Genomic DNA, 16,812 nt, shown 5'->3' with positions numbered 1-16,812 from the left:
GGCGGCATCACCCGACCAACCAAAGGACCAAGACCGCAAAATGAATAAGACTTCTGCGCCTTCCTTTGAGACGAGACTGGCAAGCTGCGAAGAGGATTTGAGGGCTGCGCAGGCGTTAAGATATGAGGTCTTCGTCGAGGAGTTGGGCGGTGGCGGTGCCATGGTGGATCACGAGAACCGTCTGGAGCAGGACAGGTTCGACCCCTATTTCGAACACCTGATTTTAACAGATACCACCAAGGGCAAGGTCGTGGGCGTCTACCGTTTGATGCGACAGGCGCAGGCGCGCAAGGCGGGGGAATTCTATTCGGCCTCCGAATATGATCTGACCGCGCTGGTCAGCTCGGGGAGGCGGATTCTGGAACTTGGGCGTTCCTGTCTGCACCGCGACTATCGCGGCGGCATGGCGCTTTACCATTTGTGGAGCGGGCTGGCGCGATACATCGCGCGCCACGAGATCGAGGTGCTTTTCGGCGTGGCGAGCTTTCATGGTACGGACCCCAAGGCGCTGGCGCAGCCCTTGTCGCTGCTGCACCACCGCCATCTTGCGCCGCCGAAGTTGCGTGTAAGGGCGCGCGAAGAAGCGTATCAGCCGATGGATTTGATTGCCGAAAAAGACCTCGACCGGCGCGCCGCCATGGTGCAGGTGCCGTCGCTGATCAAAGCCTACCTGCGGTTGGGCGGCTTCGTAGGGGAGGGAGCGTTCATCGACCATGCATTCAATACCACCGACGTCTGTCTGGTGCTGGACACCGCGCAGATGAACCAGCGGCAGGCGCGGGTTTATCAGGGGGGCGGCGATTGAGCCCGACCTGGTACAGCACGACCCCACCGCCGCCTGCGCCGAGCATTGGTCCGGTCGGCTGGGTCCGTGTGGGCATCAAGGGAATCTTGTTGGGCGCGCTGGTTTTTGGTGGACTGTTGGTGCTTTTGCTCTTGCGTCTGATCGAAAGACCGCTGTTTGGGGCGCAACGCCCACTGACCCCGTTTATTGCCGTGTTTGTCTGCCGCAATGCGCTGCGCATCATCGGGTTGACACTGCACACGGTTGGCGGCCCTGCAAAAACCGCCGGCGCGCTGGTGGCCAATCATTCCAGTTGGCTGGATATCTTTGTGCTGAACGCGACGACCCGGGCTTATTTTGTCTCCAAGGCCGAGGTGGCAGCATGGCCTGGCATCGGATGGCTCGCCCGCGCCACCGGCACCGTTTTCATCGAACGCAGCCGCGCCAAAGCTGCGCAGCAAGCTTTGGTTTTTGCGCAGCGTCTCGGGGCAGGGCACCGTTTGCTGTTCTTTCCCGAAGGCACCAGCAGCGACGGTTTGCGTGTGCTGCCGTTCAAATCGAGCCTGTTTGCGGCGTTTTTCGTGCCGGAATTGCATCACGTGATTCAGGTGCAGCCGGTATCACTACGCTATACCGCGCCCGAAGGGGCCGACCCGCGGTTTTACGGATGGTGGGGGGATATGGAATTCGGACCGCATCTGTTGATGTTGCTGGCCGCACCGCAACATGGTCAGGTTGAGGTGGTGTATCACACCCCCTTGGCGGTGGCGGCCTGTGCGGATCGTAAAACGCTCGCGCAGATGGCCGAGACGGCGGTGCGCAGCGGGCACACCGCCTGATTTCGCGTCAGGGCTGATGAAAGAAAATGTCATCCGACGCCAGTTCCAGCCCATCGCTGTCCGGTCCGATTTCCATCATCAGGCAGGCGGTGCCCTTGCGCTGAAAATAGGTGGCTTCCACTGCGTAATAACCCGCCTGCGGCACCTCGACCTCGATCTCACCGACATAACCACAAGGGTGGACACCGTCGTAAAACCCGACTTCCTGACCGCCGATTGCGATCTGCAACCCGTCATTGCTGAGGAAATCGAAGGTGTAGCTGCCTGCTGCATCGAACTTGATGAAACCGGAGATATCCGCCGCGACCTGTTCAGCGCGTTCAGAAGTCAAAACCCGGTCGCCTTCATTGGTATCCTCAAAGGACAACCCGGCAATGGGCGGCCCCGCTTCGGCGCGCCGGTCCAGCGATTTGCGCGCCAGTTCGACCGAGCGCACATTTCCCGGAATCGTGGCGTATTTGACCGCAAGGCCCGGCGCCAGCGCGCTTGCGTTTGGTTGCGGGTCCGCAGGTGCCAGCGTGAGGGCCTGTGCAACGGCCGCAACTGGACTGAGCACTGCAAATGATACTGCGGCTGCAATCAGATCGTGTTTCATGAATTCTCCCAAGATTGATGTGACCTGTTCCGGTCCCTTGCCCGCAGTCTAGGGCGCGGCACTTAGGGCATGCAAGGCCTCCCAAAGGTGAAAGGGGGGCGTTTAGACGGAACTGGTCGATAGGCTATTGCGCCGCGCCACGTGCTGGCCTATACGGCCCCCACTGAAACCCGCAGGCGGGGTTTGGGCTTGATGGGGGAGACATCCCTGTCGGTCCGCCGGTTGGCACCAAACGGTGTCATGCCCCCGCCGAGGATTAAACCGGAAAGGTAGACTAACATGGCTCTTCCAGAGTTCTCCATGCGCCAATTGCTTGAAGCAGGCGTTCACTTCGGCCACCAGACGCAGCGTTGGAACCCCCGCATGGGTCCGTTCATCTATGGCGCGCGCAACGGCATCCACATCATGGATCTGACGCAAACCGTACCAATGCTGGATCAGGCATTGCAGGCGATCCGTGACACCGTTGCCAAGGGTGGCAGCATTCTTTTCGTCGGCACCAAGCGTCAGGCGCAACAGCCCATCGCCGACGCCGCAGAGAAATGCGCACAGTATTACATGAATCACCGCTGGCTGGGCGGCACGCTGACAAACTGGCAGACCGTTTCGCAGTCGATCAACCGCCTGAAAGCGATTGATGAGCAATCAGAGCGTGGCTTTGAAGGTCTCACCAAGAAAGAACGCCTCGGCATGGAGCGGGACCAGGGCAAACTGCAAGCGTCCCTGGGCGGTATCCGCGAGATGGGCGGACGCCCCGATCTGATTTTTGTGATCGACGTCAAGAAAGAAGCGCTGGCGGTTGCCGAAGCCAACAAACTGGGCATTCCGGTTGTGGCGGTGGTCGACACGAACTGCGCGCCCGATGGCATTGATTACATCATCCCGGGCAATGACGACGCCTCGCGCGCGATCTCGCTTTATTGCGATCTCGCGGCACGTGCGGCGCTTGACGGCATGTCCGCGCAGCTGGGTGCGGCGGGCGTTGACCTCGGTGCCATGGAAGAGGCCCCGGTCGAAGAGGCTGTTGCCGCCGAAGCACCTGCGGAAGAAGCGCAAGCCTGAGACATAGTCGCAGGCGCGAAACGTGGGGCAGGGTACATACCTGCCCCGAGAACCTGAATAATTCCCAAAGGAGAACCTGAGATGGCGATTACAGCCGCAATGGTGAAAGAGCTGCGCGACAGCACAGGCGCAGGCATGATGGACGCCAAAAAAGCCTTGACCGAGAACAATGGCGATATGGAAGCCGCCGTGGACTGGCTGCGCACCAAGGGCCTTGCCAAGGCCGCCAAGAAATCCGGCCGCACCGCGGCGGAGGGTCTCGTGGCTGTCAAGGTTCAAGGCGGGCACGGGGTTGCTGTGGAAGTGAACTCCGAAACCGATTTTGTCGGCAAAAACGCTGATTTCCAGAAAATGGTTGCAGGCATTGCCGATGTCGCGTTGGGCGCATCCGACATCGACGCGCTGCGCGCGGCAGACATGGGTGGCAAGACTGTCGAACAGGCAGTGATCGATGCGGTTGCGGTAATTGGCGAAAACATGTCCGTGCGTCGGATGTCCAGCATTGATGGCGAAAACGTGGTGTCTTATGTGCACAATGCGGCGGCTCCCGGCATGGGCAAGATCGGCGTGCTGGTTGCCACGAATGGCGGTGACGAAGCCTTCGGTAAGCAGGTTGCGATGCATATCGCCGCCGTGAATCCTGCGTCCTTGTCCGAGGCCGATCTGGACCCGGCAGTTGTCGAGAAGGAAAAGCAGGTGCAGATGGATATCGCACGTGAAAGCGGTAAGCCCGAGCAGGTGATCGAAAAGATGATCATCGGGCGCATGAAAAAATACATGTCCGAAGTGACCCTGTTGAACCAGTCCTTCGTTGTGAACCCTGATCTGACAGTTGGCGACGCCGCGAAAGAGGCGGGGGCGACGATCACAGGATTTGTACGCCTTGAAGTCGGCGAAGGCATTGAAGTTGTCAAAGAGGACTTCGCAGCCGAGGTGGCCAAAGCGGTCAAAGGCTAGGGTCTTCGCAAGAATGCGCGGAAGGACGCTCCTGACGGGGCGTCCTTTTTTGTTTAAAGTCAGACACTAGAGATCAACACTTAAAGCTTTAAGTGAGCTTTCATTGCGTCCATCGCCAACAGATACCCTTGTGCGCCAAAGCCGCAGATCACACCAATACATACTTTGGCGATATAGGATGTATGGCGAAACTCCTCGCGGGCATGCACATTGCTGAGATGCAGCTCGATGGAGGGCAGTTCAACTGAGGCGATCGCATCCATCAAGGCAATAGAAGTATGCGTATACGCGCCTGCATTCAGGATGATACCTGCATGCGTACCACGCGCGGCATGAATTGCGTCAATCAGCGCACCCTCATGATTGGACTGACTGAAAGTTACTTCAAGATCAGTATTTTGCCCATGCGCCCGGCACATACCTTCAATATCAGCCAAAGTGGTTTTGCCATAAACCTCAGGCTGACGGCTTCCCAGCAGATTGAGGTTTGGACCGTTGAGAATGAGAACTGAAACCATGATATCTCGCTCGCTTGCTGTATAGGACGTGAAGTGACAGGTCCCAAACACCCTGTCCAGCAACGACGCAGGGGCGTGCGTCATCATTTTGACACTGCGACATGACCGTCACATCTGTCGTGCACTTCGTTTTTGATCCCACGCGTGATGGCTCAAGAGTCGTTGCGACGTTTTCCGCTATCTCAGTTTCATCATCTCTTCTCTGAAGGCCTCTGTCGGTGTTCGCCATCCAAGGCACTTTCTTGGTGTCCCGTTCAGGCGGTCACAAATCGCCTTCATATTGCGATTTGAGAGCGCCGCGAGCTGGGTGTCTCGGGGCAGATATCGGCGGGCCCGCTTGTTCAGGTTCTCGACCGATCCTTTCTGCCAGGGTGCCTGTGGGTCGCAGAACCAGCTGTCGGTGCCGATGCCGGATTTCAGTTTGCGCCATGCGCGGAACTCAAAGCCCCGATCAAAGGTGATTGAGCGCCATGCAGGCTGAGGCAGGGGTTCCATTACATCCATCAGCTTGTTGATGAAGTGTGTCGAGCTGCGGTCGTTGTTACGGAACAGGACAGCGAACCGGGTCTTGCGTTCGACCAATGAGGCTACGTTCATTGTGCCTTGAGAGCGTTCAAAGATCATCAAATCGCCTTCCCATTCGCCGAACGTCTCGCGCGTCTTCACGTAGTCAGGGCGTTCATGGATGGACCGATCCGGCGGGAAAACCTGGCCACTGGGTCGTCTGGCATAGCGCGGCCGCCGTTTCTTGCGTCTGCTGGGGAGATGACGCGCCAGTTGTTCGGACTGGCCCTCAGGGCTGTAGACGTAAGCGTAAATCGTTTCGTGGCTGACCCGAACAGGCTGGTCATCGTGTCCCAAACGACCCGCGATCTGCTCGGGCGTCCAGCCGATCTTCAACTGAGCGACGACATGGTCGCGAAGGTCCTCCAGCCGGATCAGCTTGCGTCTTCGAGCGCGGCGTTTGGAGGCTTCACGCTGCGCGACGATCCCGTAGTAGCCGCTCAGTTCCGGCAACTCTTCATCTTCAAAACCATTGCGTTTGATCTCGCGATAGATCGACGAGCGGTGCCTGCCGATCTCGGCCGCGATCTTGCTCACAGGCACTTTTGCATTCAGCATGTCTTCGATTGCGCGTCTTTCACGCAAATCCAGCTCTGTGTGGGCCATGTCCGTTCTCCTTGCTTTTCAGCAAGATAGGGGAATTGTCGCAACCCAGTTTAGAATTTGCCGCAGCTTGGATGCGGTTATTTATAATCAACATTATGTTAAATAAATATTGCCCATCATATCTGGTGCTCAATATTGCGCGATTTTATCATTGGCGTGTTGGTGTGCAATATGATGTGTCACCCGTTGCTCAGATATGATTTTGTCCGGTTTAGCGAATTCTCGGTTAAAGGAGCTGAAACGTGACAAGCCCATGTATTCTGTGTGTGGCGATCACCGGCAGTGTGCCAATCAAGGCGGTGAACCCGGCGGTCCCAATCACCGTTAGTGAACAGATAGAAAGCACGCATGCGGCCTTTGAGGCTGGTGCCAGCATTTGTCATGCTCATGTACGAAACGCCGATGAAACCCCATCGTCTGATCCGGAGAAATTCGCGGCGCTCAAAGAAGGCATTGAAAAGCACTGTCCGGGCATGATTATTCAGTTTTCGACCGGAGGTCGATCCGGTGCAGGTCGTGAGCGTGGCGGCATGTTGAAACTGCGTCCGGATATGGCCTCTCTCTCAGTCGGGTCAAACAATTTCCCGACGCGCGTTTACGAAAATCCGCCGGATCTCGTAGCCTGGCTCGCCGGCGAAATGCAGCGCTATGAAGTGACACCTGAGATCGAGGCGTTTGATCTCAGTCACATTCTGCAAGCAATGGCGATGCACCGCGCCGGTAAACTGTTCGGTCGTTTGTATGTGCAGTTCGTTATGGGCGTCAAAAATGCGATGCCTGCAGACAAGCGGGTTTTCGACTTTTACGTCGAGACGATGCACTCAAGAGCGCCCGATGGGGCATGGTGTGCTGCCGGGATTGGTGCTGCACAGATTGAGGTTAACGAGTGGGCCATCGCCGCCGGCGGTCATACCCGCGCAGGCCTTGAGGACAACGTGCGCCTTGACCGCAACACGCTTGCGCCCTCGAATGCGGCGCTGATCAAACGGGCCGCTGAATTATGTGAAAAATACGAACGCCCCGTCGCGACCTGCGCCGAAGCGCGCGCCATTCTCGGGCTGAGACCGACGCGCGTCTGACGTCCCTACCCCAGCGCGTATCCCGCGCCGCGCACCGTGCGCAGCGGATCCGAACCGCCAAACTGTGTCAGCGCCTTGCGCAACCGTCCGATATGAACGTCCACGGTGCGCGTATCCACGTAAATATCGCGACCCCACACACGGTCGAGCAATTGTTCGCGTGAAAACACACGGCCCGGTTTTTCCATGAAGGTGGACAAGAGGCGAAACTCGGTCGGGCCAAGTTTCAGTTCGTTTTCGCCGCGGCTCACGCGATGGCTTGCGGCATTCAGAACAATATCCTCATATTCCAACTGCCCGCCGGTGGCCGCCGGTCGCACGCGGCGCAACTGGCTGCGCACCCGCGCCATCAGTTCGACGATGGAATAGGGTTTGATCACATAGTCATCCGCGCCTGTCTCCAGTCCACGCACGCGATCCACTTCCTCCGAGCGCGCAGACAGCATGATGATCGGAATCGCGCGGGTTTCAGACCTTGTCTTCAACCGACGACACACCTCGATGCCCGACAGGTTTGGCATCATCCAATCCAGCACGATCAGATCAGGTGCTGTTTCATCCACCAGCATCATCGCTTCTTCGCCGTTTTCCGCGCGGCTGACGGCAAAGCCTTCAGCCTCCAGATTATAGGCCAGCACCTCGCGCTGCGCAGGCTCATCTTCGACAACTAAAACAAGAGGTTGATCAGCCGACATCCGCCTTACCCCTTGGCGACCACGGAGGTTTGATCCGCCTTTGGGCGCGGATCTTCCGGATGCTCGCCGGTCACAAGATACACAACTTGTTCGGCGATCGACGTCACGTGATCCCCCATACGCTCGATGTTCTTGGCGATGAAATGCAAATGCATGCAGGCTGTAATGTTGCGCGGGTCTTCCATCATGAAGGTCAGGAATTCGCGAAACAGCGCGTTGTACATCTGATCGACTTCCTTGTCGCGGGCGATCACATCCATCGCCAGTTCCGCATCGCGCTGCACATAGGCGTCGAGCGCATCCTTGAGCATATGTTCGACCTCGCGCGCCATCCGGCGCAAGGCGGCACTGCTGTCATCCACCGGCGCCATCTGGGCCAGAACACCGGTCCGCTTGGCCATGTTTTTCGCGTAATCTCCGATCCGCTCAAGGTTCGCGCTGATCTTGATTACGCTGAGGATCAGCCGCAAGTCCCGCGCCGTAGGGGCGCGCAGGGCAATGACGCGCGCCGCCTCTTCGTTGATTGTCTCTTCAAGCGCATCGACGGTTTTATCTGCCTCGCGCACCTCTTCGGCAAGTTCTTCGTCACGGGTATCCAGCGATTGTGCACCGTTGCGAATGGCGGCTTCAACCAGTCCACCCATCTTCATGATCTGGGCCTGTATCGCCTCAAGGTCACGATCAAAGGCCGATGCGATGTGTTGATGTTCAATCATGATTTTATCCAATCCGCCCGGTGATATAGCTTTCGGTGCGCGGGTCTTCGGGGTTTGTGAAAATCGTCCCTGTTTCCCCATACTCCACGAGGTTGCCGAGGTGGAAGAAGGCGGTTTTCTGACTGACGCGCGCGGCCTGTTGCATCGAATGCGTCACGATGACGACCGAATAGTTCTGACGCAGATCGTCGATCAATTCCTCAACCTGTGCGGTTGCAATCGGGTCCAGCGCGGAACAGGGCTCATCCATCAGCAGGACTTCGGGCTGCGTTGCCACGGCGCGGGCGATGCACAGCCGCTGTTGCTGACCACCCGACAAGCCGGTGCCCGGCGCGCCAAGACGATCCTTGACTTCCCCCCAGAGGGCTGCACGGCGCAGCGAGTTTTCAACGAGGTTGTCCAGCTCCGCCTTGTTCTGCGCCAGCCCATGGATGCGCGGCCCATAGGCCACATTGTCATAGATGGATTTGGGAAAGGGGTTCGGCTTTTGAAACACCATTCCGACCTTTGCCCGCAATTGGACCGGGTCGACACGCTTGTCATAGATGTCTTCGCCGTCGATCGTGATGCGCCCCTGCACACGGCACACGTCAATCGTGTCATTCATGCGGTTGAGACAGCGCAGGAACGTGGACTTGCCGCATCCGGACGGGCCGATAAAGGCAGTGACGGTCTTGTCCTGTATCTCTACATTGACGTCCTTGATCGCGTGGTTGTCGCCATAAAAGACCTGCACGTCCCTTGCCGAAATCTTGATGGCCTTCGCATCCACATCTCTCTCCAGTATTCTCATATCATTCATAACAGTGTTCCTTTACCAGCGCCGCTCGAACCGGCGACGCAGGATGACAGCAAGGGTGTTCATGCTCACAAGGAACCCCAGCAGTATGATAATGCCACCCCAGGCGCGTTCGTAAAATGCCGGGTCGGAGCGTTTGGCCCATTCGTAGATCTGCGCAGGCATGGCGGAATTTGGATCCATCAACCCTGCGGCAATACTGTCAGGCGGGTTGGAGGCAATGAAGCCGACCATGCCGATCAACAACAAGGGTGCCGTCTCTCCCAAAGCCTGTGCCAGTCCGATGATGGTCCCGGTCAGGATGCCGGGCGCGGCAAGGGGCAGGACGTGGTGAAACACGGATTGCATCTTGGACGCCCCTACCCCGAGGGCCGCATCCCGGATGGAGGGCGGTACGGCTTTCAACGATGCGCGCGTCGAGATGATGATCGTGGGCAAGGTCATCAACGTCAGCACCAGCCCGCCCACCAAGGGGGCGGAGTTTGGCAAATGCATGTAGTTGATAAAGACCGCCAGACCCAGAATGCCAAAGACAATCGAAGGCACCGCCGCGAGGTTCGAGATATTGACCTCGATCACATCCGTGATCCAGTTTTTCGGCGCGAATTCCTCAAGATAGATCGAGGCAGCGACGCCAATCGGCAGGGCGAGCACCAGCACCACCAGCATCATGACCAGCGAGCCGATCATCGACACGCCGATCCCGGCCGCTTCGGGACGCGCGCCCGAACTGTCGGCACCGGTGATGAAGGCGAGGTTGAAACGCTTCTCGATGGTCCCCGCCTCGACAAGCTGATCCACCAGATCCAGTTGCGCAGGGCTGATGTTCTTGTCGTTCTCGATGCTGTCGCGGCTCACGCGGCCTTTCAGATAGCCATCCACCCGGCCAGAGGCGAGAAATTCGAACGCCACCCGTTGCCCGACAACCGAAGGGTCCGCCAGCACGAAATTCCGCAACTGCGCCTGCGCGCCGCCGGAAAGAATTCCGGCCATTTCCTTGGGGCTGAGGTCGGTTTCATAGCCTTGTTCCGCCACATGCTCTTCGAATGCGGTGCGCAACAAAGGGGCATAGCCAAAGGTTGACACCTTACGCATCTCGTCCGGGTTGCGGTTGCCGGCCTTGTCCAGCTTGTCCGCCGGCAGGCTCACCTCCAGCGTGACAAAGGTTTGCTGAAACGCGCCGGTGCCACGCGACACGATATTGAAAATCAGCGTGATGAGCATCAGCAAGCCAATCGAAATCGCAATCAAACCATAGGCTTTGAACCGCGTCTCCGCCGCGTTGCGCTTTTTGGTGCGCGCATCCTGCGTCAGCAGCGATCCTTTGCGTGGTGGGGCGGAGGGACTGGATGGTATTGCAGTGGTTGTCGCGTCGCTCATTCGTACTGCTCCCGATATCTGCGCACGATATAGAGCGCGATCACATTCAAGCCCAAGGTCAGCACAAAGAGGGTGAGGCCAAGGGCAAAGGCGACAAGGGTTTCCGCGCTGGCAAAATCCGTGTCACCGGTCAACTGGCTGACGATCCGTGTGGTAATGGTCGTCATTGCATCCAGCGGGTTGAGCGAGAATTTGGCGATGGCCCCTGCCCCCAGCACGACGATCATCGTTTCGCCAATCGCGCGGGACGCCGCCAAAAGAACCGCGCCAACGATGCCGGGCAAGGCTGCGGGCAGAACGACCTGACGGATCGTTTCGGATTTTGTGGACCCCAACCCCAATGAGCCGTCGCGCAATGCCTGCGGCACCGCGTTGATGATATCATCTGAAAGGGACGACACGAAAGGGATCAGCATGATCCCCATGACCAGCCCCGCAGTCAGCACAGCCGTTGCGCCGCTCATCCATTCGACACCGAGCAGGCCCGCATCCCCGCGTCCAAAGATGCTCACCAGAAACGGCCCGACCGTCAGCAGCGCAAAGAGGCCGTACACAATCGTAGGAATACCGGCGAGGATTTCGAGCAGCGGCTTGGCAAAGGAGCGCACGCGCGGACTTGCATATTCTGACAGGTAAATCGCCGCAAAAAGCCCGATCGGCACCGCAACCAGCAAGGCAACAATCGAGATATACAGCGTCCCCCAGAGCAGCGGCAGGATGGAAAGATCGCTGTCACCCCGGAAATTCGGCGCCCACGTGCCGCCGAAAAAGAAATCCGTCCACGGGTGCATGCGAAAGAAATTCATGCTCTCAAACAGCATCGACAGGACGATCCCCACCGTGGTCAGAATCGCGAGCGATGCCGCAAGCATCAACATCCCGAGCGCAAAGCGTTCGACGACGTTTCGCGCCCTGAAATCGGCCTTGCTGGCAAAAATGCTCGCGGCGGCCCCCACCAGGGCGGCAGCAAGGACAATCACTGCCATCCAGGCCGACCCGGTAGAGGATTTGTCGCGATACTGCTGTGCTGCGGCCAAAACCTCGGGCGCAACATCTGATCCGAGCGCGACGCCGACACCGCCGAGTATGGCGCGGATGTCGGCCGTACCGGTGGTGATCTGATCGGCTTCATCTTTCGTCAAGGCGCCGGCCGCCACGGCGATATCAAGCCCTTCGGCCACCCGGCGCACATCACTCATGACGAGGCTCCGGCTCGAACCTTCGGCGATGATACTCTCCGGCAGCAGGTTATAGACCGTGTTTTCGATCATCATCGGCTGCGCCAGCAGCCAGATGACCAACATGCCAAAGGCGGGAACAGCCGCAAACATCGCAGCGTTGTAGCCGTAGTAATTCGGCAAGGAATGCAAAAGCCGGATGTCGCCCCCCGCGGCGGACGTCGCGCGCGTCTTTGCCATCATGAAGGAAGCGATTGTCAGGGCCAGAATGGCCAGAACAATAAATCCCGTAAGCCCGATCGTCATGCACCCAACCTTTTCGCATGCCACTTCAAGTAAAGCGAAAGGCCGCAGGAAATTGCCGCCTTTCGCCGCTTTTGTCTCTGTTCAGGTCAGGAGTTGCTGCCCAACACGTCTTCATCTGCGACAGCGGCCTGTGTCTCGGCCAGCGCCGGATCGGACACCAGACCATATTCAGCCAACGGACCATCCGGCCCCGCAATGTCGTCGGAAACGAAAAACTCGGCAAAGTCCTTCAGTCCCGGGATCACACCGATGTGCGCCTTCTTGATGTAAAAGAACAGCGGACGCGACACGGGGTATTCACCGGTCGAAATCGTCTCTGTCGTCGGCTCCACACCACCCATGGTGGCCACTTTCAGCTTGTCGGTGTTGTTTTCATAAAACGCCAGCCCGAAAACGCCGATGCCGTTGGCATTGCTTTCGATCCGCGCCAGAGTCTCGGTGTAATCACCGTCGATATCCACTGATTTGCCGTCTGTGCGCACGGCCATGCAGGCGCTTTCGGCCGCGTCTTCATCCATGCCCATGTCCATCATGGCTTGCATCGCACCTGTATCCTCGCAGCCCTGCAGCAGAACCTTTTCCTCGAATACTTCGCGGGTGCCGTGTTTGGTGCCGGGAATGAAGGCCGCGATATCCACCGCTGGCAGCGCCGGGTTGACTGCGTCCCATGTCATGTTTGGGTTCGCGACCATCTCACCGTCAACCGGCAGGTTTGCGGCCAGTGCCGTGTACCAGTCCGAAGGCTGGAATTCGGTAAAGGCAGGGCCGGTCTGCTGGCTGGCAAAGACGATCCCGTCATAACCGATGCGCACTTCGATGATGTCCGTCACACCGTTTTCGGCGCAGGCCGCGATTTCGCGCTCGCGAATGGGACGGGACGAGTTGGCGATATCGACTGTATTTTCGCCAACGCCCTCACAAAAGCGCTTGAGACCCGCCGAGGATCCCCCGGACTCAACGACGGGCGTCGGAAACTCGAAGTTTTCGCCGAATGCTTCAGCCACAATGGCGGCATAGGGCAAAACCGTGGATGATCCGGCAACCTGCACCTGATCGCGCGCCGTAGCAGATGTTGCGGCAACGACGGCAATCGCCAGCGCGGAGGAAGATATTTTTACAAACGTCATGATAGCTCCTGTCATGAAACGAATCTGCGGATGACCGTATGCACAACCGCTTGCCGGATAGCTAAGGATTGGACGCTATCCTTTTGTGACAGTTTTGTAACGGTTTTATGACATGGCAGAAAATAACATATCTATCTGATTTTATGACGAAAATAAACTGCGATGTTGCTGCGCGGACCCGAAGTGGGTTCGTTTCAGGCGCTGTTAAGGTCAAGCGGCAGGACAACGGTGAACGTGGACCCCTGCCCCAGTTCGCTGTCGATGCGCAAACGCCCGCGATGCCGGTTTATGATGTGTTTGACGATGGCCAGCCCCAGGCCCGTGCCCCCCAAAGCCCTGCTGCGGTGGCTGTCAGCGCGGTAAAACCGTTCGGTCAGGCGCGGCAGATGCACCGGATCAATGCCGGGTCCGAAATCGGTTACGCTGATCAGAACGCCCGGCGCGCGCAGCGATGTATCCCGTGCAACTTCGGTCAGTTTGATTGCAACCCGCCCACCGGACCCGCCGTATTTGACGGCATTTTCCACAAGGTTCGTGATGACTTGCATCAGCTGGTCAGCATCTCCGATCAGGATCACCGGTTGCTGCGGAAGGTCGCATTCGAGCACCACCGACGTATCATTCGCCAGCGGTGCCAGGGTGCGCGCCACAGATTGCACCACATCGCTGAGGTTCACGCGATCTTGCGGGCGCACCCGCTGGTTTCCCTCGACCCGGCTGAGGGAGAGCAGATCCCCCACGAGCCGGTTCATCCGTCCGGCTTCGCCCTCCATGATGTCAAGAAACCTGTCCCGTGCGGCCGCATCCTCGCGCGCAGGCCCGCGCAGGGTTTCGATGAACCCCATCAGTGCGGTAAGCGGCGTGCGCAACTCGTGACTGACATTGGCAACGAAGTCCCGGCGCATCTGATCCGCCTGTTCCAGATGACTGACGTCCTGAAAACTCAGCAACACAACGCGCATGTTCGCCAGCACCCCAACGGTGACACGAAAGGTGGTATCCTCGATTCCGTCGCTGGAGAAATACTGCGACACGCGCGGCTGGCTGTCCTGCAACACGGCGGCAATGGTTTCAATCAGCTGTGGCTGGCGCAAAAAGGTGACGTAATGGCGCCCGGAAACCCCCTGCCCGAGCAGCGCCTTGGCCGCATCATTTGCCGACACGATGCGTTCGCTGCCACCTATGGCCAAAACCGGCATCGGCAGGGCCGCGAGCACCTCGTGAATTGCCTCTGCCATGGGTGTTTTTAATCCTTGCTAGGGGGCCACAGCCGCGCTGACCGCTTCCGTAAAGATCGCGCAGAGATTATCGGGGTCTTCGAGCCCGACAGAGACACGAAAAAACCCTTCCGATATCCCAAGGGCGGCGCGTTGCTCGGGGCTCAGTGCCCGGTGCGACGAGGACGCAGGATGCGACAGCGTCGTGCCCACATCCCCGAGGGTTGGCGCAAAAGACAACCCCTCTGCCGCACGGGTAAAGGCATTCGCCGCGTGCCGCGCGCCATCCAGTTCAAAGCTGACCATATTGCAGTTCCTGCCCTTCAGCAGCGCCTTTGCCCGCAGGGTGTCCGGGTGGTCGGCGCGCCCGGGATAAAGCACCCGTTTGACACCCGGAAGACCGGCAAGATGATCGGCCAGAAGAGCCGCCGTGCGTTGCGCCCGCTCGAACCGCAACTCAAGAGTTAGCAAACCGCGCTCCGCCAGCCAGCAGTCAAACGGACTGGCCGAGAGCCCCATGGTCACGGCAAAGACGCGCAAGCGGTCGTTCAACGCTTTGTCCCGCGCCGCAACATAGCCCAGCATCACATCGGAATGACCTGCCAGCAGCTTGGTCACCGAATGGATCACCACATCCGCACCCGCATCCAGCGCCTTGAAGGCCATCGGAGTGGTAAATGTGTTGTCCACCACCAGCAGCACACCAGATTCACGCGCCAGATCAACAAGACCCGCGATATCCGCAAGCCGCAGTGTCGGGTTTGAAACAACTTCGACGAGGATCATCCGGGTCGTGGGACGCAAGGCTGCGCGCACAGCGTCGATGTCGCCCGCGTCCACCAAAGTCGTGGCAATGCCAAGCCGGGGCAGGTCTTCGCTCGTCATGCGCAGCGAGCGACCATATAGCTGATTGCCGCCGATCACATGGTCCCCGGAGCGTGTCAGCCCCAGCAAAACCGCGGACACAGCCCCCATGCCGGACCCGGTCATCACCCCCGGAAAGGGCGCATTTTCCATTCGGTCGAGCCGTTTGGCCACCACATCCGCATTCGGGTGCCCTTCGCGCGAATAGGTATAGCCCTGCAACCCGCCTTCATACTGCTGGTCCAGCATGTCCGGTGTGTCCGAGGCGTAAACAACCGACGGGCTCAGCGGTGTGACCACAGGTCTTGAGGCGGAATGCGGGAGGGCATCAGGCCGTATCACCGACGCTTTTTCGTTTTTCATATCAAATCTCTATAGCGCGAATCTCATGTTTGAAGCGACGCATGTTTTTCTGGTAGTGCAGCGCCGAGTTCCTCAGCCCCTCAATCGCAGCCGCATCCAGTTCACGCACGACTTTGCCCGGCACACCCATCACCAGAGAATTATCCGGTATCACCTTGTTTTCAGTGATCAATGCCCCTGCACCGATCAGGCAGTTCGCGCCGATCCGGGCACCGTTCAGCACCGTTGCCCCCATGCCAATCAGGGAGTTATCCCCGATGGTGCAGCCATGCAGCATCACCTTGTGCCCGATCGTGCAACCCGCCCCGATGCGCAGCGGATACCCGGCATCAATGTGAAAGACGCAGTTTTCCTGCACGTTCGATCCCGCACCGACACGGATTTCCTCGTGATCCGCGCGGATGGTTGTCCCGAACCAGACAGACGCCCCCGCTTCCAGTACAACCTTGCCAATCAGGTTCGCACCCGGTGCGACCCATGTGTCCTCATGCAGTTGAGGTATATCCTCACCTAAAGCGTATAACGTCATGATAACCTTTCGAATTCGGATTGCAGGTGGCGCACGTGTTCGGTCAGTCCCGGCTGTTGGCTGCGCCGCAGGCGCGTGGCCGTTACGATGGTTTTCAGATGCGCCTCGGTGGTGTCCAGATCGTCATTCACCAGCACATAATCGTAGCTGCCCCAATGACTGATCTCATCCCAACTCTTGTCCATGCGGCGCGCGATGGTTGCGGCATCATCCTGTGCGCGTTTCTCCAGACGGTTGCGCAACTCGCGGATCGAGGGCGGCAACAGGAAAATGGACAGCGTATGCGCGCTGAGGGCCGAATTGGTGATTTGCTGCGCCCCTTGCCAGTCGATGTCGAACAACACATCGCGACCGGCGTTGATGGCCTCCTGAACAGGGCCGCTTGGCGAGCCATAGAAGTTGCCGAAAACATGCGCATGCTCCAGCATACCCCCATTGCTCACCTGCGATTTGAAGGCAGCCTCATCCACGAAATGGTACTCACGCCCGTCAACCTCGCCCGGACGCGCGGCACGGGTCGTGGCGGACACTGAGAATTCGATGTCCGTGTCCCAGTCCCGCAACCGCCGCGCCAAGGTGGATTTGCCAGCGCCCGAGGGTGAGCTGAGGATAATCAGAAGTCCGCGGCGCATGG

At 58.6% G+C, this 16,812-nt stretch carries 18 protein-coding genes; 5 read left to right on the top strand and 13 right to left on the bottom strand.

Annotated features, from left to right (window positions below; all coding sequences use genetic code 11):
- Nucleotides 1-40: 40 nt before the first annotated feature.
- Together RD1_RS12225 and RD1_RS12220 are read left to right on the top strand one after the other, a co-directional pair.
- Nucleotides 41-805, top strand: coding sequence for a GNAT family N-acetyltransferase (locus RD1_RS12225; RefSeq protein ID WP_011568820.1), 765 nt, complete (start codon nucleotides 41-43; stop codon nucleotides 803-805).
- Entirely contained in the window at nucleotides 802-1,623 is an 822-nt protein-coding gene (locus RD1_RS12220) for a lysophospholipid acyltransferase family protein (protein ID WP_011568819.1), read from the top strand. The genes RD1_RS12225 and RD1_RS12220 overlap by 4 nt, the downstream gene beginning before the upstream one ends.
- Before the next feature lie 7 nt (nucleotides 1,624-1,630).
- Here RD1_RS12220 and RD1_RS12215 read toward each other — a convergent pair whose 3' ends face one another.
- Nucleotides 1,631-2,218: a PA14 domain-containing protein gene (locus RD1_RS12215; protein ID WP_011568818.1), complete on the bottom strand. Its 588-nt coding sequence runs from the start codon at nucleotides 2,216-2,218 to the stop codon at nucleotides 1,631-1,633.
- A 279-nt stretch (nucleotides 2,219-2,497) separates the two neighbouring features.
- Here RD1_RS12215 and rpsB point away from each other — a divergent pair, with 279 nt between their 5' ends.
- Nucleotides 2,498-3,280 carry a 30S ribosomal protein S2 gene (gene rpsB, locus RD1_RS12210; RefSeq protein ID WP_011568817.1) on the top strand — a complete coding sequence of 261 codons (783 nt, stop codon included), beginning with the start codon at nucleotides 2,498-2,500 and terminating at the stop codon, nucleotides 3,278-3,280.
- An 81-nt stretch (nucleotides 3,281-3,361) separates the two neighbouring features.
- The gene (gene tsf / locus RD1_RS12205; RefSeq protein WP_011568816.1) at nucleotides 3,362-4,237 is read left to right on the top strand and encodes a translation elongation factor Ts; all 876 of its coding nucleotides are present in this window, start codon (nucleotides 3,362-3,364) and stop codon (nucleotides 4,235-4,237) included.
- 80 nt (nucleotides 4,238-4,317) lie between these two features.
- Here the strand turns inward: tsf and aroQ are convergent, their stop codons facing one another.
- The gene (gene aroQ / locus RD1_RS12200) at nucleotides 4,318-4,755 is read right to left on the bottom strand and encodes a type II 3-dehydroquinate dehydratase (protein WP_011568815.1); all 438 of its coding nucleotides are present in this window, start codon (nucleotides 4,753-4,755) and stop codon (nucleotides 4,318-4,320) included.
- 177 nt (nucleotides 4,756-4,932) lie between these two features.
- Nucleotides 4,933-5,925, bottom strand: coding sequence for an IS30 family transposase (locus RD1_RS12195; RefSeq protein WP_011568814.1), 993 nt, complete (start codon nucleotides 5,923-5,925; stop codon nucleotides 4,933-4,935).
- A gap of 242 nt (nucleotides 5,926-6,167) precedes the next feature.
- Between RD1_RS12195 and RD1_RS12190 the strand changes: the two genes are divergently transcribed.
- Entirely contained in the window at nucleotides 6,168-7,004 is an 837-nt protein-coding gene (locus RD1_RS12190) for a 3-keto-5-aminohexanoate cleavage protein (protein WP_011568813.1), read from the top strand.
- Nucleotides 7,005-7,009: 5 nt separating this feature from the next.
- Here RD1_RS12190 and phoB read toward each other — a convergent pair whose 3' ends face one another.
- The 10 genes from phoB to gmk all read right to left on the bottom strand — a co-directional run bounded on the left by phoB (nucleotide 7,010) and on the right by gmk (nucleotide 16,810).
- Nucleotides 7,010-7,699, bottom strand: a complete 690-nt coding sequence (phoB, locus tag RD1_RS12185; RefSeq protein ID WP_011568812.1) for a phosphate regulon transcriptional regulator PhoB — start codon at nucleotides 7,697-7,699, stop codon at nucleotides 7,010-7,012.
- 5 nt (nucleotides 7,700-7,704) lie between these two features.
- A complete protein-coding gene (gene phoU / locus RD1_RS12180) occupies nucleotides 7,705-8,415 on the bottom strand; it encodes a phosphate signaling complex protein PhoU (protein WP_011568811.1) in 711 nt (236 codons plus the stop codon).
- A 4-nt stretch (nucleotides 8,416-8,419) separates the two neighbouring features.
- On the bottom strand, nucleotides 8,420-9,217 hold the full coding sequence (gene pstB / locus RD1_RS12175; RefSeq protein WP_011568810.1) for a phosphate ABC transporter ATP-binding protein PstB: 798 nt from the start codon (nucleotides 9,215-9,217) through the stop codon (nucleotides 8,420-8,422).
- 12 nt (nucleotides 9,218-9,229) lie between these two features.
- Nucleotides 9,230-10,594 (bottom strand): phosphate ABC transporter permease PstA, encoded by a 1,365-nt coding sequence (pstA, locus tag RD1_RS12170; RefSeq protein ID WP_011568809.1) that lies wholly within the window; start codon nucleotides 10,592-10,594, stop codon nucleotides 9,230-9,232.
- Complete coding sequence (pstC, locus tag RD1_RS12165) at nucleotides 10,591-12,078, bottom strand: phosphate ABC transporter permease subunit PstC (protein WP_044033126.1); 1,488 nt, start codon at nucleotides 12,076-12,078, stop codon at nucleotides 10,591-10,593. The genes pstA and pstC overlap by 4 nt, the downstream gene beginning before the upstream one ends.
- Before the next feature lie 86 nt (nucleotides 12,079-12,164).
- A complete protein-coding gene (locus tag RD1_RS12160; protein ID WP_011568807.1) occupies nucleotides 12,165-13,205 on the bottom strand; it encodes a PstS family phosphate ABC transporter substrate-binding protein in 1,041 nt (346 codons plus the stop codon).
- 194 nt (nucleotides 13,206-13,399) lie between these two features.
- The gene (locus tag RD1_RS12155; RefSeq protein WP_011568806.1) at nucleotides 13,400-14,443 is read right to left on the bottom strand and encodes a sensor histidine kinase; all 1,044 of its coding nucleotides are present in this window, start codon (nucleotides 14,441-14,443) and stop codon (nucleotides 13,400-13,402) included.
- Nucleotides 14,444-14,461: 18 nt separating this feature from the next.
- On the bottom strand, nucleotides 14,462-15,649 hold the full coding sequence (locus tag RD1_RS12150) for a trans-sulfuration enzyme family protein (RefSeq protein WP_011568805.1): 1,188 nt from the start codon (nucleotides 15,647-15,649) through the stop codon (nucleotides 14,462-14,464).
- A 1-nt stretch (nucleotide 15,650) separates the two neighbouring features.
- The gene (locus RD1_RS12145) at nucleotides 15,651-16,178 is read right to left on the bottom strand and encodes a gamma carbonic anhydrase family protein (protein ID WP_011568804.1); all 528 of its coding nucleotides are present in this window, start codon (nucleotides 16,176-16,178) and stop codon (nucleotides 15,651-15,653) included.
- Nucleotides 16,175-16,810, bottom strand: coding sequence for a guanylate kinase (gene gmk / locus RD1_RS12140; RefSeq protein ID WP_011568803.1), 636 nt, complete (start codon nucleotides 16,808-16,810; stop codon nucleotides 16,175-16,177). The genes RD1_RS12145 and gmk overlap by 4 nt, the downstream gene beginning before the upstream one ends.
- Nucleotides 16,811-16,812 lie beyond the last annotated feature (2 nt).

This window comes from Roseobacter denitrificans OCh 114 (genome assembly GCF_000014045.1).
Lineage (GTDB): Bacteria > Pseudomonadota > Alphaproteobacteria > Rhodobacterales > Rhodobacteraceae > Roseobacter > Roseobacter denitrificans.
Note: the sequence above shows the minus strand (reverse complement) of the source record. Positions and strands in the feature narration are given on the sequence as shown.